The sequence below is a fragment of the Actinophytocola sp. genome (assembly GCF_035942955.1).
Taxonomy (GTDB): Bacteria; Actinomycetota; Actinomycetes; order Mycobacteriales; family Pseudonocardiaceae; genus DASYTH01.
This window is the reverse complement of the sequence record NZ_DASZCQ010000133.1, coordinates 1-20154: the sequence shown is the minus strand read 5'-3', so window position 1 is coordinate 20154 and position 20154 is coordinate 1. Positions and strand designations below refer to the sequence as shown.

The 20154-nt window shown below is 70.2% G+C and carries 17 protein-coding genes; 14 read left to right on the top strand and 3 right to left on the bottom strand.

Translation table 11 applies throughout. From position 1 onward, the window contains the following. The first annotated feature begins 72 nt into the window (after window positions 1-72). A complete protein-coding gene (locus VGX25_RS13540; protein ID WP_326918099.1) occupies window positions 73-2421 on the top strand; it encodes a sensor histidine kinase in 2349 nt (782 codons plus the stop codon). Here the strand turns inward: VGX25_RS13540 and VGX25_RS13535 are convergent. Both VGX25_RS13535 and VGX25_RS13530 read right to left on the bottom strand, forming a co-directional pair. Then, on the bottom strand, window positions 2380-3627 hold the full coding sequence (locus tag VGX25_RS13535) for a cytochrome P450 (RefSeq protein WP_326918097.1): 1248 nt from the start codon (window positions 3625-3627) through the stop codon (window positions 2380-2382). The two genes, VGX25_RS13540 and VGX25_RS13535, sit on opposite strands and share 42 nt — an antisense overlap. Then, entirely contained in the window at window positions 3624-3992 is a 369-nt protein-coding gene (locus VGX25_RS13530) for an AMP-binding protein (protein ID WP_326918095.1), read from the bottom strand. The genes VGX25_RS13535 and VGX25_RS13530 overlap by 4 nt, the downstream gene beginning before the upstream one ends. A gap of 186 nt (window positions 3993-4178) precedes the next feature. Here VGX25_RS13530 and scoE point away from each other — a divergent pair, with 186 nt between their 5' ends. Genes scoE through VGX25_RS13495 form a run of 7 tightly spaced genes read left to right on the top strand, consistent with a single transcriptional unit; the run spans window position 4179 to window position 13479 of the window. Continuing rightward, a complete protein-coding gene (gene scoE / locus VGX25_RS13525) occupies window positions 4179-5042 on the top strand; it encodes a (3R)-3-[(carboxymethyl)amino]fatty acid oxygenase/decarboxylase (protein WP_326918093.1) in 864 nt (287 codons plus the stop codon). Window positions 5043-5068: 26 nt separating this feature from the next. After that, on the top strand, window positions 5069-5290 hold the full coding sequence (locus tag VGX25_RS13520) for a phosphopantetheine-binding protein (RefSeq protein WP_326918091.1): 222 nt from the start codon (window positions 5069-5071) through the stop codon (window positions 5288-5290). Next, a complete protein-coding gene (locus VGX25_RS13515) occupies window positions 5280-9128 on the top strand; it encodes an amino acid adenylation domain-containing protein (protein ID WP_326918090.1) in 3849 nt (1282 codons plus the stop codon). Before VGX25_RS13520 ends, VGX25_RS13515 begins: the two co-directional genes overlap by 11 nt. Beyond that, the gene (locus VGX25_RS13510) at window positions 9125-10582 is read left to right on the top strand and encodes an MFS transporter (RefSeq protein WP_326918088.1); all 1458 of its coding nucleotides are present in this window, start codon (window positions 9125-9127) and stop codon (window positions 10580-10582) included. Before VGX25_RS13515 ends, VGX25_RS13510 begins: the two co-directional genes overlap by 4 nt. Further along, window positions 10572-11603: an ABC transporter substrate-binding protein gene (locus tag VGX25_RS13505; protein ID WP_326918087.1), complete on the top strand. Its 1032-nt coding sequence runs from the start codon at window positions 10572-10574 to the stop codon at window positions 11601-11603. The genes VGX25_RS13510 and VGX25_RS13505 overlap by 11 nt, the downstream gene beginning before the upstream one ends. Before the next feature lie 5 nt (window positions 11604-11608). Then, complete coding sequence (locus tag VGX25_RS13500) at window positions 11609-12700, top strand: iron ABC transporter permease (RefSeq protein WP_326918086.1); 1092 nt, start codon at window positions 11609-11611, stop codon at window positions 12698-12700. Then, window positions 12697-13479: an ABC transporter ATP-binding protein gene (locus tag VGX25_RS13495; protein ID WP_326918085.1), complete on the top strand. Its 783-nt coding sequence runs from the start codon at window positions 12697-12699 to the stop codon at window positions 13477-13479. Before VGX25_RS13500 ends, VGX25_RS13495 begins: the two co-directional genes overlap by 4 nt. A 53-nt stretch (window positions 13480-13532) precedes the next feature. Here VGX25_RS13495 and VGX25_RS13490 read toward each other — a convergent pair whose 3' ends face one another. Then, window positions 13533-14501: a hypothetical protein gene (locus VGX25_RS13490; protein WP_326918084.1), complete on the bottom strand. Its 969-nt coding sequence runs from the start codon at window positions 14499-14501 to the stop codon at window positions 13533-13535. 249 nt (window positions 14502-14750) lie between these two features. Between VGX25_RS13490 and VGX25_RS13485 the strand changes: the two genes are divergently transcribed. From VGX25_RS13485 to VGX25_RS13460, 6 genes are all read left to right on the top strand, one after another. Continuing rightward, on the top strand, window positions 14751-15986 hold the full coding sequence (locus tag VGX25_RS13485; RefSeq protein WP_326918083.1) for a cytochrome P450: 1236 nt from the start codon (window positions 14751-14753) through the stop codon (window positions 15984-15986). A gap of 59 nt (window positions 15987-16045) precedes the next feature. Continuing rightward, window positions 16046-17272, top strand: coding sequence for a cytochrome P450 (locus VGX25_RS13480; RefSeq protein ID WP_326918081.1), 1227 nt, complete (start codon window positions 16046-16048; stop codon window positions 17270-17272). Next, window positions 17269-17493 carry a hypothetical protein gene (locus VGX25_RS13475; RefSeq protein WP_326918080.1) on the top strand — a complete coding sequence of 75 codons (225 nt, stop codon included), beginning with the start codon at window positions 17269-17271 and terminating at the stop codon, window positions 17491-17493. Before VGX25_RS13480 ends, VGX25_RS13475 begins: the two co-directional genes overlap by 4 nt. 230 nt (window positions 17494-17723) lie before the next feature. Next, window positions 17724-18668: an AfsR/SARP family transcriptional regulator gene (locus tag VGX25_RS13470; RefSeq protein WP_326918079.1), complete on the top strand. Its 945-nt coding sequence runs from the start codon at window positions 17724-17726 to the stop codon at window positions 18666-18668. Window positions 18669-18683: 15 nt separating this feature from the next. Beyond that, complete coding sequence (locus VGX25_RS13465) at window positions 18684-19391, top strand: hypothetical protein (protein WP_326918078.1); 708 nt, start codon at window positions 18684-18686, stop codon at window positions 19389-19391. A gap of 102 nt (window positions 19392-19493) precedes the next feature. Next, the coding region (locus VGX25_RS13460; RefSeq protein WP_326918077.1) for a DUF222 domain-containing protein at window positions 19494-20154 on the top strand (661 nt) is incomplete at its 3' end.

Sequence of the window (20154 nt, the reverse complement as noted above, 5' to 3'; positions counted from 1 at the left end):
TCAAGTGAGACCGATCGGCAACCTATAATCCGGGCCTCTGATCATTGAAGCGAGGCAAGCATGGTGTCCTCGGTGGCCACAACGGACCCGGCCGGGTCCGCCCGGCGCACCGGGGACGACGGCGACGACCGCGGCGAGGACCGGGGTGCGCTCATCGCACCCGCGTTGGCCAGGGCGATCGTCGCCGTGGTCTTCTCCGGCTTCGGCCTGGTTGCCCTGCTTTTCGTGCAGGCGTCGGGCAAGAGTCTCGGTGAGACGGCACTGGCCACCGTCTACCTGGCCGGCCTGCTTGGCCTGCAGTACTTCTACTTCGGCCGGCCGGGCACGAACCTGCGCTCACCGCAGGCCTACGCCGCGCTGGCGGTGCAGGTCTGCCTCGGCTTCCTGCCGCTGCTCCAGTTCGGGGTCGCCTGGGTCGGCCAGCCGGCCTTCGTGGCCGGCACGGTGCTGCTGGTCTTCCCGCCCGCGGTGGCGTGGTTGGGGTTCGCCGCCGTCCTGGTCGGCGGGACGTTGGCGCGGTTCCCGTTCGGCCCGCAGCCGCTCGACGTCGTCTACGGCGTCCTGGGCGGAATCGTCGTGGGCCTGTACGTATACGGGTTGACCCGGCTGGCCCGGTTGATCACCGAGTTGCACGACGCACGCAACGAGCTGGCCGCCACGGCGGTCGCGCACGAGCGCCTGCGGTTCGCCAGGGACCTGCACGACCTGCTCGGGTTGAGCCTGTCGGCGATCGCGCCGAAGGGGGAGCTCGCGCTTCGGTTGCTGCAGCGCAATCCGGAGCGAGCCAAACGGGAGCTGTCGGAGATCCTCGGGATCTCCCGGCGGACGCTGGCAGACGTGCGGTCGGTGGCCCGGGTCTACCGGGAGATGTCGCTGGACGAGGAGACCCGGTCGCTGGAGTCGATGCTCGCGGCATCCAATGTGGAGTTTCGGATGCAGCTGGACCATCGCGGGTTGTCCCCGCAGGTCCGCACGATGCTGGCCGCCGTGCTGCGGGTGGGGGTGGCCGACGTGCTGCGGCACGAGGAGGTGCGGCAGTGCGAGATCAGCCTGCGGCAGCAGGACGATCTGGTCGTGCTCGACATCATCCACGACGGGGGCGGCTCGTCGTCGCCGGAGTCCGGCGCCCGGGACGGGTTCGACAACCTCGCGGTGCTGGTGGCGCGGGCCGGGGGCACGCTCACCGTCGGGTCCGGCAGTGGTTGGCGGTTCCGGCTGCACGTGACGCTGCCGGTGACGGCGGGGTCGCCGGCCGAGGACGAGGTCGCCGAGCTGACCGAGTCCGTCCCGCGGATCGCCACCAAGCTGGCCGGCGCGCTGGTGGTCGCGGTGCTGTGCGGCTTCGCCGCCCAGGCCGTGGTCCGCCTGGTCTACGAGACCACGGCGCCGGGCCCGGTCGCGGTGGGCCTCGCATCGCTGATTCCCGTGCTGTTCCTGCAACTGGCCTACTTCAGCCGGCCGGGCGTGCGGTTGCGCCCGCGGGCGAGCTACGCGTTGCTGGCCGCCCAGGCCCTGCTGGTGTACGTCCCGCTGCTGTACATCCAGGTGCCGTGGACCGGGCTGCCCGGTTTCCTGGCCGGCAGCGCGTTGCTGGCGCTGCGGCCGGCGCTGGGCTGGACGGTGTTCGTCGCGGTCGTGGCCGCCACGGCGTGGGTGCAGGTCAGCCTCGGCGCGTTCCTGGCAAGGGACATCGGGTTCAACCTCGTGCTGACCGTGAACAACGCGCTGGTGACGTTCGGGTTGACCTGGATGGCGCGCTCGGTGCGCCAGCTGCGGGCAACGCGACGGGAGCTGGCCGAGGTCGCCGTCGCCGAGGAGCGGTTGCGGTTCGCCAGGGACGTGCACGACCTGCTCGGGCTGAGCCTGTCGGCGATCACGCTGAAGAGCGAGCTCGCCCACCGGCTGATCATGGTGGACCAGAGCCGGGCCCGCACCGAGCTGGCCGAGGTGCTCGCGATCTCCCGGCACGCCCTTGCCGACGTGCGATCGGTGGCCAGCGGCTACCACGAGCTGTCGCTCGAGGAGGAGTGCCGGACCACCGAGTCGCTGCTCGCCGCCGCCGATCTGGACGTACGGTTGGACGTCGACTACGGCGACCTCCCCTCCGAGGTCAGCACCGTGCTCGCCACCGTCCTCCGCGAGGGCGTCACCAACGTCCTGCGGCACAGCAAGGGCGAGCGCTGTGAGATCACCATCCGCCGGCACGGCGACACCGTCCACCTGCACATCGTCAACGACGGCGTGACCGAACCCCCGGACAACGACAACTGGGGCAACGGAATCCGCAACCTGTCCGACCGACTCGCCGCACTGGGCGGGGAATTGTCGGCCGGTTTCGAAGACGGTGGCCGGTTCGGCCTGCGGGCCCGGGTTCCGGTGTCACGCGGCGTTGCGGGCGTGGTGGCGGAGGAGTACCGGTAGGGCGGCGACGTCGTTGGCGATGAACGAGCGCAGGGGTTCGACCTGCTCGGGTTCGACGGCGAGGGCGAGGTTGGGGAAGCGGTCGAACAGGGCGGGCACGGCGACGGCGGCCTCGAGGCGGGCGAGGCGGGCGCCGGGGCAGAAGTGGGGGCCGAGGCCGAAGGCGAGGTGCTCCTTGTTCGCCCGGTCGATGTCGTACACGTCCGGGTTCGCGTGCAGCCCGGGGTCGCGGCCGTGCGCGAGGTAGTTGATCAGTATGGCGTCGCCGGCGCGGATCACCACACCGTCGCCGAGGTCGATGTCCTCTTTGGCCCAGCGCATGGGTAGCGACGAGACCGGGCAGTGCACGCGCAGCGACTCCTCGATCGCGTCTGTCCACCTTGCCGGATCGGCGAGCACGGTGGCGAGCTGGCGCGGGTTGGCCAGCAGCTCGCGGACGGTGTGGTCGATGAGCGACACCGTGGTCTGGCTGCCGCCGCCGATCAGCAGCAGGAGCATGTCGACCAGCTCCTGCTCGGACAGCGGCGCCTCGCCCTCGACCCTGGCGGCGAGCAGGAAGCTGGTCAGGTCGTCGCCGGGCGCGCGACGCTTGCCCTCGATGAGGATGCGCATCGCGACGTTCATGTCGTTGTACACCGCGGCCGACTCCTCCTCGGGGACGTCGTCGGTGTTGAGCACGACGCGGAGGATGCGCAGCACCTCCGGTCGCAGGTCGGCCGGAACCCCGAACAGGTCGCAGATCATCCTGGTGGGCAGCTGTTGCGAGTACGCGGTGTGCAGGTCCACCGGTTCGCCGGCCGGCCGGGCCGCCAGCTCGTCGAGCAGGTCGGCGGCGATGACCTCCAGATGTGGCCGCATGGCGTCGATGCGCCGCGGCGTGAGGGCGGGCGCGACGAGCTTGCGCAGTCGCTGGTGCTCGCGACCCTCGGCGGTGGACATGGATTCGACGTCCACCCACGGCGACAGCCACGCCACCTCGCCCGGCTCGTAGCCCGGCACGTTCCTCTTGAGGTTGCGGGAGACGCCCGGGTGGGTCAGCAGGAACCGGACGACGTCGCCCCGGGTGACCAACCAGGCGGAGAAGCCCTCCGGCAGCTCGACGGGCACGGCCGGCGCCGCCGCCCGGAGGTGGTCCAGCTGGGCGTACATGCACCGGCCGCCCCGGCTGTCGATCTTCTCGGTCGGCTGCGCGCTGAACGGGATCATGTTGCGGCTCCTGAGAATGGCGTGGCCGGGCTGGTCGCGATGGCCATGCGGGTGCGGGGACAGTCGAGCGCGATGCCGCCGAAGGACTTCCTCGGCAGCGCGGCCCGGCAGGCGGCCACCGCGGCGGCCGATCCGATGATCACTGCCGGCGCGGTCCTGGCCAGCAGCTCGCCGAGAACCTCGGCCGGGGAACCGGGATCGACCGGGACGGGAACCGCGCCGGCCGCCATGATCGCGGCCCGGACGACGATCGCGTCGACACCGCGCGGCACGCAGCTCACGACCCGCCGGCCCGGGTCCACTCCGGACCGGAGCAGGTGGTGCGCCAGCCGGTTGACTGTGTCGGCAAGCTCGGCGGATCGCACGCGCCCTCCCGCGGAATGATTTCTTCACGGCTCATCGGGTAAATCATCACGGGGACCGATAACCGACCGGGAATTCGGCGGTAATTGCCGGGTCCGGCGGTCGGTAATTTGTGGACCTGACGGGTGGAGATTATGAGACTCTGTCTCCCAGGCAGGCAGCGTATCGAACCCGGAAAGGGCGCAGCTATGAGGATTACCCCGCAGACCGAAGGGAAGTTCGGCGTCATCGTCGAGGACTTCGACGCCGAGGCCGCTTCCGCGGACGACATCGCGACCCTCAAGAAGGCCGTCTACACCGACAAGATCGCCGTGCTGAAGAACCAGGACCTGAACCCGCGGCAGTTCTTAGCGCTGGGTGAGCGGCTGGGGACCGTGGAGCCGTACTACGAGCCGATGTACCACCACCCCGAGGTCAAGGAGGTCTTCGTCTCCTCCAACGTGGAGCAGGACGGCAAGCTGGTCGGCGTGCCGAAGACCGGCAAGTTCTGGCACCTGGACTACCAGTTCATGCCGCGGGCGTTCGACATCACGCTGATCTACCCGCAGGTGGTGCCGGCGAAGAACCGGGGCACGTACTTCATCAACCTGGCGGCGGCCTACGAGGCGCTGAGCGAGGACCTGAAGCTGGCCGTCAAGGACACCACGGCCACGCAGAGCGTGCGGCGGTACTTCAAGATCCGCCCCTCCGACGTGTACCGCCCGGTCACCGAGCTGCTCGAGGAGATCGACGCGAAGACCCCGCCGGTGACCGGTCCCACGGTCGTGACGCACGCGGTGACGGGGGAGAACATGCTGTACATCAGCGAGGGTTTCACGACGTCCATCGAGGACTCCGAGGGGAACTCCCGGCCGGACCTGCTGCACGACCTGCTCGAGGCCAGCGGGCAGCTCGACCCGACCTGCCAGCACGAGAACATCCACCTGCAGACCTTCGAGAAGGGCGACATGCTGGTGTGGGACAACCGCAGCCTGGTCCACCGCGCGCTGCACACCGCGACGCCCGAGCCGGCCGTGTCGTACCGGGTCACCGTGTACGACGACGAGATCTAGCGGTGGCCATGCTCACCCCGGCCCGTGTGCGCGCGGATGTCGCGGAGGTTCTGCATCTCGATGAGGTTCCGGCCGACCAGAACCTGTTCGAGATCGGGCTGGACTCCATCCGGCTCATGACGCTGCTCGAGCGGTGGCGTGCGGTGGGCGCCGAGGTCACGTTTCTTGAGCTCGCCGAGCGGCCGACGCTCGATGGCTGGTTGCCGCTGCTGACCACCCGAACCGGGACGGTCCCGGATGCGGCCTGAGCCCGGCGGGGGTTGGCCCCTGTCGGCCGCCGCCGAGGGCATCTGGACCGGCCAGCAGTTCGATCACGGCAACCCCGCGTTCAACACGGCCGAGTACGTGGAGATCCGGGGACCCGTGGACGAGCGGTTGTTCGAGGCCGCGGTCCGCCGGGTGGTCGCCGAGACCGAGGCCGTGAACGTCCGCTTCGTCACCGGCGAGGACGGGCGACCGCGGCAGCTGCCCGGTCAGGCTCCACAGTGGACGATGCACATCGCCGACGTGAGCCGCGAACCGGATCCGGTCGCCGCGGCCGAGGCATGGATGCGTCACGACCTGACGCATCCGGTCGACCTCGGCCGCGGCCCGCTCTTCGGGCATGCGCTGTTCCGCGCCGGGCCGCGGCGTTTCCTGTGGTACCACCGGGTGCACCACATCGCGCTCGACGGCTACGGGTTCTCCCTCGTGGCGCGCAGGGTCGCCGAGGTGTACACGGCGCTCGCGGCCGGCCGGGCGCCTGCGGACTCCTGGTTCGGCTCCCTGCTCGAGGTGGTCGAGGAGGACGCCGCGTACCGGTCGTCGGAGCGGCACGCGGCCGACCGCGACTTCTGGCTCGCCCGGTCCGCCGACCGGCCGGAACCGGTCGTCCTCGCCAACCGGTCGGGGCCGCTGTCCCGCACCGTGATCCGCCGGTCCGCCGATCTCGACCAGTCCACGATGGAGCTGCTACGGTCCGCGGCGACCGCGGCCGGTGCGGTTTGGACCGAGGTGCTCATCGCGGCCTTCGCCGGGTACCTGCACCGGATGACCGGTGCGCCGGAGGTCCTGCTCGCGCTGCCGGTCATGTGCCGGCTCGGCACGAAGTCGCTGCGGGTGCCGTGCATGGTGACGAACGTGGTGCCGGTGCGGGTCCGGGTGGACGCGGGCGCGAGCCTGGCGGACCTGACCCGGCGGGTGGCCGCCGAGGTGCGCGCCAGCGCGCCACACGCGCGGTACCGCTACGAGCAGCTGCGCCGCGACCTCACGCTGGTCGCCAGCGACCGCAGGCTGTTCGGCCCGTCGATCAACATCATGCCGTTCGACTACGACCTGAGCTTCGCCGGGCACCGCGGCACCGTGCACAACGTCAGCGCCGGGCTGGTCGAGGACCTGGTGATCCACGTCTACCACCGCGCGGACGGCGCCGGCACCCGGATCACCATCGACGCCAACCCCGCCTGTTACGACGAGGACGAGATCTCCGGGCACCTGCACCGGTTCCTCACCGTGCTGACGCGGCTCACGGCCGACCCGGCGGCGGCGGTAGCTCGGGCCGACCTGCTCGTCGGCGACGAGCGGCACAGGCTGCTGGTGGAATGGAACGACACCGGCCGCGAGCTGCCGACGGCCACCGTGCCCGAGCTGCTCGAGGCTCGGGCGGCGCTTACCCCGGACGCGTCGGCTCTGGTCGCCGGCGACGCCGCGCTCTCGTTCGCCGAGCTTGACCGCCAGGCCAACCAACTGGCCCGGCTGCTTGTCGAGCACGGCGCCGGACCCGAGCGCTACGTGGGCCTGCTGCTGCCGAGAACATCACACGCGATCGTCGCGTTGCTGGCCGTGCTCAAGGCCGGCGCCGCCTACGTGCCGATCGACCCGGACTATCCCGCCGAGCGCATCGAGTTCATGCTGGCGGACAGCAAGCCGGTCCTCCTGGTCACCACGGCCGGACTCGCCGGCGCCGCACCGCTCGGCGCCACCCCGGTCGTCGTGCTGGACGAGCCGGATCTCCTTGCCGGATACCGGGATGCGCCACTGACCGACGCCGACCGGATCGCTGAACTCAGGCAGGACAACCCACTCTGCCTCATCTACACCTCAGGATCCACGGGTCGCCCGAAGGGCGCGGTGATCGAGCACCGGGGGATGGTCAACCTCTTCCACCAGCACCGCGACGAGATCTTCGCGCGGGCGGCCGGCTCCGCGCGGCTGCGCCTTGCGCTGTCCGCCTCGCTGTCGTTCGACACGTCCTGGGAAGGTCTACTCGGGATGCTCGCCGGGCACGAGCTGCACTTCCTCGACGACGACGTGCGCCGCGAGCCCGAGCTGATGCTCGAGTACATCCGGGACAACCGGATCGACTTCCTGGACATCACCCCGACCTACGCCGAGGAGCTGGTGTCCGCCGGGCTGCTCGAGCCCGGCCGGCACCGTCCCGCCGTGGTGGCGCTCGGCGGCGAGGCGGCCGGCGCCGCGCTGTGGGCGGCCCTGCGGGACACGCCCGAACTCACCGGCTACAACCTCTACGGTCCCACCGAATGCACGGTCGACACGCTGTTCTGCCGGCTGTCCGACAGCGCGGAGCCGATCGTGGGCCGCCCGATCGCCAACACCAGGGCGTACGTGCTGGACGCCGCCCGGCAACTGGTGCCTCCGGGCGTCGTCGGCGAGCTGTACCTGGCCGGCACGCCGCTGGCCCGCGGCTACCACAACCGGCCGGACCTGACCGCGCAGCGTTTCCTCGACGACCCGTTCGGCCCGCCGGGCTCGCGGATGTACCGCACCGGCGACCTGGCCAGGTGGCGGCCGGACGGCAACCTGGAGTTCCTCGGCCGCGCCGACGACCAGGTGAAGATCCGCGGCTTCCGGATCGAGCTCGGCGAGATCGAGGCTGTCCTGAATGGACATCCGGCGGTCGGCCAGACCGCCGTGGCCGTCCGCGACGACCGCCTGGTCGCCTATCTCGTGCCCACCGGTGACTCCCGTCCGGAGCCGGCGGAGCTGCGGGCATTCCTCGCCGGACGGCTGCCGGACTACATGGTGCCGCCCGTGTTCCGCACGCTTGACCGCCTGCCGCTCAACGCCAACGGCAAGCTGGACCGCGCGGCGCTGCCCGCGCCGGATCCGGCCGTGACGGCCGCCGGGCGGCCCCCGCGAAATTCGCGCGAGCAGGTGCTCTGCACGCTGTTCGGCGAGACGCTCGGCGTGCCGGAGATCGGCATCGACGACGACTTCTTCTCCCTCGGCGGGCATTCCCTGCTGGTGGCCCGGCTGATCGGCCGGGTCCGCGCCGAGTTCGGCGTCAACCTGGGAATCCGCGCGGTGTTCGAGGCGCCGACGGTCGCCGCGCTCGCCGAGCGGCTCGGCGGCGAGGCGGAGGAGGATTCGCTGGATGTGCTGCTTCCCTTGCGGCGCAAGGGGACCGCGCCGCCGCTGTTCTGCGTGGCGCCGGCCACCGGACTTGGCTGGTCCTACGCCGGGCTGCTCGCCAGCCTCGGCCCCGACCAACCGGTCTACGGCCTGCAGTCCCGCGGCATCACCGGCGACGAGCCGCTTCCGGCGGCGGTCACCGAGGTCGCCGCCGACTGCGTGAACCGGATCCGCACCGTCGCGCCCCGCGGGCCGTACCACCTGCTCGGCTGGTCGTTCGGCGGCCTCGTGGCCCACGAGATTGCGGTGCAGCTGCAGGCCGCCGGTGAGCACTGCGCCCTGCTCGCCCTGCTCGACTCGTTCCCGATCCCCGCCGCGTGGCGCACCGATCGTCCACAGGTGACCAGGGAGGGCTTCCTGGCCGAGATCCTCGACCAGCAGCTCGGCGAGCTGGACGAGCGGCGGCTCGACGCGCTGCACCGGGTCTTCGTCAACAACTCCCGCATCGGCGCCGAGCACACGCCGGGCCGGTTCACCGGCGACGTGTTGCTGTTCGTTGCCACGGAGGGAAAGCCGCCGGACTGGCCGGAGCCGTCAGCCTGGGAGCCACACGTCGACGGGTGGCTGCACAGCGTCCGGATCACCTGCACGCACAACGGCATGACCCAACCGAAGCCACTCGCTCAGATCGGCACGACGCTTGCCGAAGTCCTCCGACCAAGGATGGCCTCATGACCGACATCCTGGACCCGCCCGCGACCGCCGGTCGGAAAGAATGGCTCGGGCTCGGCACGGCGCTGGCCGCGACGTTCATGGGCCAGGTCGACGGGTTCATCGTGAACGTGGCCAGCCCGTCGATACAGGCGGACCTGCACGCCGGGTTCGACCAGATCCAGTTCGTCGGCGCGGCCTACGTGCTCGCCTTCGCCGCGTTCCTGGTCACCGGCGCCCGGCTCGGTGACCGGATCGGGCACCGGCCGGTCTTCCTTGGCGGCGTCGCCGCGTTCACGTTCACCTCGCTGCTGTGCGGGCTGGCGCCGACCGCGGAGCTGCTGATCGCCGCGCGGTTCGCGCAGGGCGCCGCGGCGGCGTTCATGGCGCCCCAGGTCCTGGCCATCGTGCGCACGACGTTCCACGACGCGGCGCAGCGGGCGCGGGCGATCGGCCTGTACGGCATGGTGATCGGGTTGGGCGTGATCGCCGGCATCGCGGGCGGCGGGATCCTGGTCCAAATGGACATCGCCGGGTTGGGCTGGCGGGCCGCACTGCTCATCAACGTTCCCATTGGACTTGCGATCCTGCTGCTCGGGCAGACGATCGTGCGCACGAGGCCGGGCGGCTCCCAGCGGCTCGACCTGGCCGGCGCCGCACTGACCATGGTCGTGCTGCCGGCGCTGCTGACCCCGCTGGTGTTCGGCCCCGGCCGCGGCTGGCCGGCGTGGGTGTGGCTGTGCGGGCTGGCCGCCGTGTTCGGTGGGTGCGCGCTCGTGGTGCAGCAGCGCCGGTTGGTGGACCGGTCCCGCGACCCGCTGTTCCCGCCGCGGGTGCTGGTCTGCCGGGGCATGCCGCTCAGCCTGCTGACCGTGGCGGCGAACTTTGCCGGCAACGCCGGCCTGTTCCTGGTCTTCACCTACTACCTGCAGACCGGGCTGGGCTTCGACCCGTTGAGCGCCAGCCTGATGTTCGTCCCGCTTGGCTTCGGGTTCGCCGTCAGCTCGTCGGTCAGCGCATCGCTGCAGCACCGGATCTCCGTGCCGATGCCGGTCGCCGGCAGCGCACTGGTGGCGGCGACCGTGCTCGCCATGGGCACAGCCGCGCAACTGCCCGCCTCATGGCAACCCGTGCCGCTCGGCCTGCTGATCGGCGTCGCCGGACTGGCACAGGGCCTGGTGGTGGCGCCGCTGACCGCCGGGATCCTGAGCCGGGTCCGGCCGGCGGACGCCGGCGCCGCGGCCGGCATCGCGGTCACCACCACCCAGCTCGGCCTTGCGCTCGGGGTCGCCGTCGCCGGCATCTGGTACCGGACGGTCCTCGGCGGCCCGCCCGGAGATCCCAGCGTCCCCTTCGGACAAGCCGAGCACGCCGGAGCGTTCACCGCGACGGCCGTCCTGCTGGCCGTGCTGGCCGCCGGGACGAGCCTGCTCAGTGCCCGGCTCAACCAGTTGAGGAGTAACGAGAATGTCAGCTAAGCGAGCCTTGCTGGCCACCGCGGCCGCCTTCGCCTGCCTGACCGCGACGGCGTGCGTCACCACCACGAACGCCGCCACATCGCCCGGTGGCGGCGCGGCGAGCGGCTACCCGGTGACGATCAGCAACTGCGGCAAGGACTACACGTTCAACACCGCGCCGAGCCGGGTGGTGGTCATGAACGGCGGCTCGGTGGCCGAGGTCTCGTCGATGCTGGCGCTCGGTCTCGGCGACCGGATCATCGCCAACGCGCAGTCCTACGGAGCGTCCGACGTGCCCGGCCGGGTCGACGAGATCGCCAAGCTGCCCACCGGCGGCGTCAAGCTCAACGACATGATGGACATCCCGCGGGAGGCGATGATCGGCCTGCGGCCGGACTTCGTCATCTCCACCTACGACGGCGGGTTCCGCCCGGAGGCCGGGTTCGCCACCCGCGACGACCTGCGCGCGGTCGGCGCCAACTCCTACGCGCCGGCCAGCTCCTGCCTCGGCGTGGGCAAGGTGAGCGGCACGCCGTCCATTGCGGACAGCTACCAGCTGCTGCGCGACCTCGGCAAGATCTTCGGGGTGGGCGACCGCGCGGAGCGGCTCATCGCCGAGTCCGAGCGGCGGATCGCGACGATGACCGCGAAGGTCAAGGACCTGCCGAAGCAGAAGGTGATGCTCATCATTCCCGGCATGGCGATGGGCGGCGAGTTCAGCTCCGTCGGCGGCAACGGGATCTGGAACGACATCTTCGCCAAGGCCGGCGCGGAGAACGCGTTCGCGGGCGTCACCGACGACATCTTCGCCAACCTCAGCCGAGAGCAGGTGGCGGCGGCCGACGTGGACGCGCTGCTGGTGGTCAACTTCATGAGCCAGGACCCCGACGCCGACGCCCGCAAGCTGCTCGACCAGTTCCCGCAGTGGGACGCGGCACGGACCAAGCGCTACGTCGTGCTGTCCGACTCGATCTACTTCGGCCCCAGCAACGACGTCGCCGTCGAGCGCCTCGCCCGCGCCGTCCATCCCGAGGCGTTCTGACCGCCATGACGATGCTGAAACTCCGGTCGACCGCCAGGCCGCGTCAAGCCAGGGCGCCGCGGCCCGCACCGTTCCACGCCGTGCCGCTGCCGCTGTGCCTGGCGGTCCTCTGTGGACTGCTCGTCGTCGTGATCCTGATCGCGGCCGGCGTCGGGTCGGTGTCGGTGTCGCTGGCCGACAGCTGGCGGATCGTCGTCGGGCACGTCACCGGCCAGGGTGTGGTCGTCGATCCCGCGCTCGACCAGATCATCTGGAACTTCCGGATTCCCCGGGTCCTGCTGGCCGCCCTTGCCGGCGCCGGCCTGTCCGTAGCCGGTGTCGTGCTGCAGGCGCTGGTGAGCAACCCGCTCGCCGATCCGTACATCCTCGGCGTCTCCTCCGGTGGCTCGGTCGGCGCCGTTGTCGTGATGGCGTTCGGCGCGGGCGCCCTCGGCGGGCTCGGCGTGTCGACGGCAGCGTTCCTCGGCGCGATGCTCGCGGTGGCGCTGGTGTTCCTGCTCGGGCAGCAGCGCGGCAGGCTCAACCCGGTCCGCCTCGTGCTGTCCGGGGTCGCGGTCAGCTACGTCTTCACGTCCATCACCAGCGTCCTGCAACTGCAGGCCGAGCCCAACAACATGCGGCAGATCATGTTCTGGCTGCTCGGCAGCGTGGCCGGCGCGCACTGGGACCAGTTGCGGGTCGCCGGCGTCGTGGTGGTCGCCGCCACCCTGCTGCTGACCCTGTTCGGCCGCCAGCTCAACGCGCTGGTGACCGGGGACGAGTCGGCGACCGCGCTTGGCATCGACGTGCGCCGGCTGCGGCTCGTCCTGATCGTGCTCACCTCGCTGGTGGCCGGCGTGCTGATCGCGGTGGCCGGCGGGATCGGGTTCGTCGGCCTGATGATCCCGCACCTGGTGCGGATGGCCTTCGGGTCCGACCACCGGCGGCTGCTGCCGCTTGCGGCCGTCGTCGGCGCGATCTACCTGGTGGCGGTGGACCTCCTGTCGCGCACCCTGGATCCGCCGAACGAGCTGCCGTTGAACATCCTGACCGCCTTGTTCGGCGCGCCGTTCTTCATCTGGCTGATGCGCCGGGATCGGAGCATGGCCGAGTCATGAAACTTCAGGTGCAGGACGTATCCGTCACGCTGGCCGGCAAGCAGATCCTGCGCGACGTCAGCCTCGAGGTGAGCCCCGGCGAGTTCGTCGGGCTGATCGGCCCGAACGGCAGCGGCAAGTCCACCCTGCTGCGCACCATCTACCGATCGGCCCGCCCGGCGACGGGTGTGGTGCGCCTCGGCGGGGACGACGTGTGGTCGCTGTCCGCACGGGCCGCCGCGCGGCGCACCGCCGCCGTGCTGCAGAACAGCCCGACGCCGCCGGGGCTCACCGTGGGCGAGGTGGTCGCGCTCGGCCGCACCCCGCACCACGGCCTGTTCGACCGCGAATCCAAAGAGGACCACCAGATTATCCGGGAGTCGTTGGAGCGAACCGGGATGCTGCCGTTCGTCGACCGGTTGTACGGCTCACTGTCCGGCGGTGAACGCCAGCGGGTGCTGCTCGCCAGGGCCCTCGCTCAGCAGCCCGCGCTGCTGGTGCTCGACGAGCCGACCAACCACCTGGACATCCGCGCCCGCTTCGAGCTGCTCGACCTGGTCCGGGTGGTCGGCGTGACCACCCTGGCCGTGCTCCACGACCTCGACCTGGCCGCCCGCAGCTGCCACCGGCTCGTCGTGCTCGACGGTGGCCGGGTCGTCGCCGCCGGCCCGGTTCTCGACGTGCTCAGCCCGGAGATCCTGGCCAGCGTGTTCGGGGTGACCGCGGTGGCCGAGCGCCACCCGGACGGCATCGTGCGCATCACCTACGGCCCGGAGCCACTCGCTCAGGACGCCGCCTAGACACCAAAAGTTGCCCGCCGCGCGGCGCGCGGCGGGCAACGTTTGTGCTCGGCTCAGCCTCCGTGGCCGTGGCCGGATTCCCCGGTCTGACCGGAACCGCTGCCGCCGTTGAGGTTCTTGGCCTTGGCGGCTTCGAACTGCTCGGGCGTCAGGCCGTGCGGCGGCGGGTTCGGCCCATCGACGTTCACCGTGAACGCCGCGGTGCGGACCACGCCCTGGTGCTGGAAGTCGAGGAACATCCGGTAGGCGCCGAAGCTGGGCACCTCGGTGAAGAACACGATCTCCGGGCCGGGCTTGGTCTTTCCGTCGCCCGGTGTGCCGTCCGGGTGGACGTGGATGTACGCCAGGTCCCCGTCCCGCAGGGCGACCAGGTGCCCGTAGGCGGCGAGGTAGGGCTCGAGGTCGGTGACCGGCGTGCCGTTCTTGGCCAGGTGCAGGGTGAGCCTGCTGCTCTGTCCGGGGACGGGCCTGCCGCTCATGGTCACCGTGTAGTCCTCGACGGTCGCGGTGCTCGACACCGGCGGCAGCGGCCGTGGCCGGTAGTCGCCGGACACCGAGATGTCCGTGCCGAGCGTGATCGAGTGAATGCCCCAGGCCGGCATGAAGTCGGCGAAGATCTTGTACTCGCCGGCCTCCGGGAAGGTCAGCGGGATCCGCCAGGTGCCGTCCGGGCCGAGGTTCGGATGCACGTGCTGGAAGTGGGACAGGTCGCGCCGCGCGACGATCAGGTGCAGCAGCTTGTCGTGCTGCGGCGTGAACCGTTGCAGCGGCTTGCCGTCCCGCTCGAGGATCTGGAAGGCGAGCGTCTGCTGGGCGCCGGCCGGGAAGGTGTCGTTGAGCACCTTGAGGGTCAGGCTCTCCTGGGAGATCATCAGTCCGGCCGGGCCGTCCTCTTCGGCGGCCGCGGCGGCCGCGGTCGGACCGGCCGGGCTGTAGCCGAGCGCCTGACCGACCATGTAGGCGTTGCTGAACACCACGACGAGGGCGCCCGCGAACACCCCGAGCTTGGTCACCGTCTTCATGACACCGTCCCATGTAGACAACGGATATGGGCAACAGAAATCGCCCAGGAGAACCGAACGGGGCGATCACGAAACTATTTGCACCATGAATATAGCGGGGTGGCGCCGGCCGGGTCGACATACACCGGGGAGCCACACACCGAACAATGACCGGGCAATTACCGGACCGGTGCCACCCTGACAGTCAGGTGTTGTGCGGCGAACCGAGAGGCGACGATGACACGTACCTGCCCCGTGCATTCGAACCCGATGCCGATCGACGAGGACTACTGGCCCGATCCGCACCCCACGCATGCCAGGTTGGCCGAGCAGGGCCCGATCCATCGGGTGTGCCTGCCGGACGGTATCCCGGTGTGGCTGGTCACCGGATACGAGGAGGTGCGTACCCTCCTTCGGGACCAGCGCCTTGCCCGGCAGCGAAAGTACGCCGGCCCCGACTACACCAACACCACGTATCCGGAGGGGCAGCCGGAGGCCAAGCTGGTGATGGAGGATCCCCCGGAGCACACGGCGACCCGCCGCCTGATCAACTGGGCGTTCACCCCGCGGCGCATCGCGGCCGCCCGGCCGAGGATCCAGGAGATCGCGGAGAAGCTGCTCGACGAGGTGGAGCGGGAAGCCGCGGAGAACGACGGCGCGGTCGACATCCTTCGGTCGTTCTTCATGAGGATGCCGCTCCTGGTGATCATGGGGATGCTCGGCGTTCCCGAGCGGCATTTCGACCAGATCCTCATGGTCGCGAACGCCGAGTTCACTCTTGCCGACGATCGGACCGAGCGGGCCGACCGGGCCGATCCCATGGGCGCCGCGGTTCAAACGGCCGAGGACGAGCTCGCCCAGCTCATCGTCGAGCTCATCGAATCCCGGCGCGCCAACCCCACCGACGACCTGATCTCCTACTGGGCGAACGCGACGGACGAGGACGGCGAGCTGCTTCCGATGCACGACGTCCTCACGTACGTGTTCGTCGGGATCCAGGGCGGCTACGACACCACCGCCGGCACGCTCACGTCGGCCACGGTGGACCTGCTGGAAAACCCGGACCAGCTCGCGAAGCTGCGCGCCAACCCCGAGCTGTTCCCCGACGCGGTGGAGGAGTTGCTGCGCCGCAACAGCTCGGTGATGCGCGGCTTCCGGCGGTTCGCCACAGAGGACATGGTCATCGCCGGGCAGCCGATCTCCGCGGGGGACACGGTGCTGCTCGGCATCAACGCGGCCAACCGGGATCCCTCGGTCTTCACCGACCCGCAGGAGCTGGACATCTTCCGCCCGAGCAACACCCTCCACATCGCCTTCGGTGGGGGCCCGCACTACTGCCCGGGCTTCGCGCTGGCCACCCTCGAGATCACGATCGCGCTGCGGGAGCTCTTCCTCCGGTTTCCGCACATCGAGCTCGCCGTTCCCCGGGAGCGGATTCCGTGGCGCAGGTCCCATTTCAGCCGGGCATCCTACGGACTGCCGGTCATCATCCGGACGAACGACTGAGCCGGCGGCGACCCAGGAGGCGAACGATGACACGCACCTGCCCGATGCATGCCAATCCGATGCCGATCGACGACGCGTACTGGCCCGATCCCCACCGGGTGCACGCCGGGTTCGCCGAGCGGGGCCGGATCCATCGGGTGTGCCTGCCGGACGGGATCCCGGTGTGGCTGGTCACCGGGTACGAGGAGGTGCGCGCCGGGCTGCGGGATCAGCGCCTTGCCCGGCAACGGAAGTACGCCGGGCCCGACTACACCAACACCGGGTATCCGGAGGGACAGGACGACTGCCTGCTGGTGATGCAGGATCCGCCCGAGCACACCGCGACCCGTCGTCTGATCAACTTCGCGTTCACCCCGCGGCGCATTGCCAAGATCGAGCCAAGGATTCACGAGATCGTGGCGGAGCTGCTCGACCGGGTCGAGCGGGAAGCCGCGGAGAACGACGGTGCGCTCGACCTGATGCGGTCGTTCTTCGCGCCGCTGCCGATCTCGGTGGTCAGTGGGATCCTTGGCCTGCCCGACTGGCACCTCGACCGAGTCCTTGCGGTCACCGACGCCGAGTTCGCCCTGTCCGACACCCGGACCGAGCACGCCACCGAGACCGATCCGCTCGGCGCTGCGTTCGACTACGCCGACGTCGAGCTCGGCCAGATCATCGCCGAGCTCGCCATGGCCCGGCGCGCCGAGCCGACCGACGACCTGATCTCCCACTGGGCGACCACGACGGACGACGACGGCGAACTGCTGCCGATCGAGCACGTCGTGACGCTCGTGATCATCCTGTACATGTCGGGCTACGACACGACCGCGGGCATGCTCACCGCGTCTACTTTGGACCTGTTGGAGCATCCGGAGCAGCTTGCGAAGCTGCGTGCCGAGCCCGAGTTGTTTCCGGCGGCGATCCAGGAACTGCTCCGCCGGAACGGCCCTGTGCTGCGCGGCTTCCGGCGGTTCGCCACCGAGGACCTGGTCATCGCCGGGCAGCCGATCTCCGCGGGGGACACGGTGCTGCTCAGCATGCAGGCGGCCAACCGGGATCCCGAGGCCTTCCCCGATCCACATGAGCTCGACATCTTCCGCCCCGGCAACGACCGTCACCTCGCCTTCGGTCAGGGCCCGCACTTCTGCCCCGGCCACGCGCTGGCCACCCTGGAGGTCACGATCGCGCTGCGCGAGCTCTTCCTCCGCTTCCCCGACCTCGAGGTCACCGTGCCCCGGGACCGGATCCCGTGGCGCAGGGCCCACTTCATCCGCGCCTCCTACGGACTGCCAGCGAGAGTGAGATGACACGCATCTGTCCCGTACCCGCCAAGCTGGTGATGGAGGATGCGCCGGAGCACACGGCGAGCCGCCGCCTGGCCACCCTGCAGGTCACGATCGCGCTGCGGGAGCTCTTCCTCCGGTTTCCGCACATCGAGCTCGCCAAGCCGCGGGAGGGCATCCCGTGGCGCAGGTCAGCGTTCGTCCGCGCCGCCTACCGACTGCCGGTCCGCATCCGACTCCGGTAGCACCCTCGGGCTCGGGCCAGGTCACACGGCGCCGGCGGGCATGTGCGGTCGGCTGCCGTGCGACCTGGTCACCCCTGCCGGAGGGTTTCCTCATCGTCCATTCGTGACGTGGTCACTGTCCCTCGACCACCCCGGCGCATAGCGTTGATGGTGCGCAGAAAGCTAGGCGCAGTGGATCGGAGTGATAGCGAGGCCCTGAGATGACTCTGCAATTGAGCGAGTTGGGCTTGATGTCAGCTGAGGAGAAGCGCAACCTCCTCGCGATGCTGCTCGAGGACAGCCTGTTGACCAACCCCGCCACTCCGGACCAGGGTCGGCGTTCGGTGCCGGACCTGCGCTTCGAACTGTTGGGCCCGCTGGTCATGAAGCACGGCAACGTCGACGTCGCCCCGAGCGCGCCGAAGCTGCGCGCCGTGCTGGCGACGTTGCTGTTCAACGCGAACCGGTCGGTGGCGGCGTCGGCGCTGACCAGGGAGCTGTGGGAGAGCGAGCCGCCGCGCACCGCTCAGGCGACCGTGCAGACGTACGTCTTCAAGTTACGCAAGCTGTTCCGCAACGCGTTGGGCGTCACGACCGAGTACGTGAACCAGCAGCTGCTGCTGACCCATTCCGGCGGGTACACCCTGCTGGTCGACGCCGACCAGTTGGACATCACCGAGTTCGAGCGGCTGGTCACCGCGGGCAGCGCCGAGCTGCACGCGGGCGACTACGAGAAGGCGGCGCACAACCTGCGGCAGTCGCTCGCGCTGTGGCGCGGTCCGGTCATCCCGGAGCTGCAATGGGGAACGCAGCTGCGGGCGCACGCGGCTCGGTTGGATGAGCGCAGGTTCTACGCCCAGACCATGCGAATCGAGGCCGACTTATGCCTCGGCCTGCACCGGGAGATGATCAGCGAGCTGGCGTCGGTCGTGGTCGAGCATCCGCTGCACGAGTCCGCCCACGTGATGCTGATGACCGCGCTGCACCGGGCCGGGCGCACCTCGGCGGCGCTCGACGTGTTCATGCGCTTCCGCAAGCGGATGCTGCAGGAGCTCGGGATCGAGCCGTCCGCCCGGATCCAGACCCTGCACCTGGCCCTGCTGCGCAACGACCCCCTGCTCGACGACCGCGCGCTCACCTCGGAGATGCTGCTCGACCACCTCACCACGGCGGGACCCAGGATGCGCGCGGCCTAAAATCGAGGTAGCCCCATGACCATCAGCGAGCACCGCCCGACGATCCGCAGAGTCGTCCACCCCGACGTGCCCGGCCCACTCGGCCCACCCCCGACGCCCCTTCAGCGCCTGGCCCACTCGATCCGGATCCGCCACGTCAACCTCCACCCCGTCGACCTGGCCACCTACGCAATCCCGGCCATCCTGTCGGCACCCTCCAGCGCCGACCTTCTCGCCCCCACCACCCTGATCGCCATCCTCACCGTCCTATCCGGAATGCACATCGTCAGCATGACGACCGCCCTCGCCCACCGCGACACAACGGACGACCCCACCCTGTCCGACGCCGTCTACGACCTCCGCCCCCGCAACATCCGCCGCCAGATCGCCATCACCAGCACACTCGTCGCAGGCCTTGCCACCTACCTCTCGGCCATCACGACCCACTGGGACATCCTCCCGCTGACCCTCATCATGGTGTGCCTAGGCGCCCACCACGCAACCCAGCCACCCCACCGCCCCCGACTCCCCATCCTGATCGCCACCCGATTCTGGCTACCCATGCTCCTGATCGCCCGCGCCGCACCATACGGTCCGGAGTGGACAATCCTCCCCGCCATCGCCTGCATCGGCCTGTGCCAGACCGGCATCCTCCTGGCCCGCACCAGGTCGACAACCATCGCCACTGTGCTCGCCGGCCTCTGCGGCGCGCTAGCCTCCACCGCCACCCTCGCCGGCTGGTGATCCTCCGGAATTGTCGGTGGGGACGGCTAGCGTGTCGGTGTGCTCGTCATCCAGGACCACCACCCCACGACCGAGCCTCGGGATCTCCTCGGGGACGCGGCGTTGGCCGGTGTCCTGATTGGTCACTACCAGGCTGTCCAGTTGCGCCAGTTGGCCGCCTACGCCCGGGATACCGAGGGTGATGAGTTTGCCTACCTGGAGGTGGCCACCCAGCTGCGCATCTCCGACCGCGCCGCGCAACGCCGCCTGAAGTTCGCGAGGACTCTGGTCGAGCGGCTGCCGCAGACGTTGGTGGCGTTGGATCAGGGGTGGATCGAGGAGTACCAGGCCCAACTGATCGCCGACGCCGTCGCCGAGTTGTCCGACGACCACGCCCTGGCCGTGGAAGCCCAGGTGCTGGACAAGGCCGGCCAGCAGACCCCCACCCAGCTACGCAATGCGTTGGCCAGGGTGGTGTTGGCGGTGGATCCGGAGGGCGCCGAGGAACGCCGTCGGGAACAGCTACGGGGGCGGCGGGTCGATGCCTACCCCACCGAACCGGGGATGGCGGCGCTGACCATCCACCACAGCGCCGAAAAGATCGCCACCGCCCACGCGGTCATCGCCGACCGAGCCCGAGCGTTGAAGGCACTGGGCAACGAACCCCGCACATTCGCCCAGCTTGAGGCCGACGTTGCCGTGGATTTGGTGTTCGGCACCGACACCAGCAATCGGGTGGTGGAGGTGCACCTGACCATGCCGGGTCCGGGCACCGCCGCGGCGG

Coding starts and splice junctions, on each gene's coding strand:
- VGX25_RS13480 (WP_326918081.1), top strand. CDS start 16,046: ATGCCGATCGACGACGCGTACTGGCCCGATCCCCACCGGGTGCACGCC.
- VGX25_RS13535 (WP_326918097.1), bottom strand. CDS start 3,627: ATGATCCCGTTCAGCGCGCAGCCGACCGAGAAGATCGACAGCCGGGGC.
- VGX25_RS13485 (WP_326918083.1), top strand. CDS start 14,751: ATGCCGATCGACGAGGACTACTGGCCCGATCCGCACCCCACGCATGCC.
- VGX25_RS13500 (WP_326918086.1), top strand. CDS start 11,609: ATGACGATGCTGAAACTCCGGTCGACCGCCAGGCCGCGTCAAGCCAGG.
- VGX25_RS13475 (WP_326918080.1), top strand. CDS start 17,269: ATGACACGCATCTGTCCCGTACCCGCCAAGCTGGTGATGGAGGATGCG.
- scoE (WP_326918093.1), top strand. CDS start 4,179: ATGAGGATTACCCCGCAGACCGAAGGGAAGTTCGGCGTCATCGTCGAG.
- VGX25_RS13470 (WP_326918079.1), top strand. CDS start 17,724: ATGTCAGCTGAGGAGAAGCGCAACCTCCTCGCGATGCTGCTCGAGGAC.
- VGX25_RS13505 (WP_326918087.1), top strand. CDS start 10,572: ATGTCAGCTAAGCGAGCCTTGCTGGCCACCGCGGCCGCCTTCGCCTGC.
- VGX25_RS13465 (WP_326918078.1), top strand. CDS start 18,684: ATGACCATCAGCGAGCACCGCCCGACGATCCGCAGAGTCGTCCACCCC.
- VGX25_RS13495 (WP_326918085.1), top strand. CDS start 12,697: ATGAAACTTCAGGTGCAGGACGTATCCGTCACGCTGGCCGGCAAGCAG.
- VGX25_RS13510 (WP_326918088.1), top strand. CDS start 9,125: ATGACCGACATCCTGGACCCGCCCGCGACCGCCGGTCGGAAAGAATGG.
- VGX25_RS13490 (WP_326918084.1), bottom strand. CDS start 14,501: ATGAAGACGGTGACCAAGCTCGGGGTGTTCGCGGGCGCCCTCGTCGTG.
- VGX25_RS13515 (WP_326918090.1), top strand. CDS start 5,280: ATGCGGCCTGAGCCCGGCGGGGGTTGGCCCCTGTCGGCCGCCGCCGAG.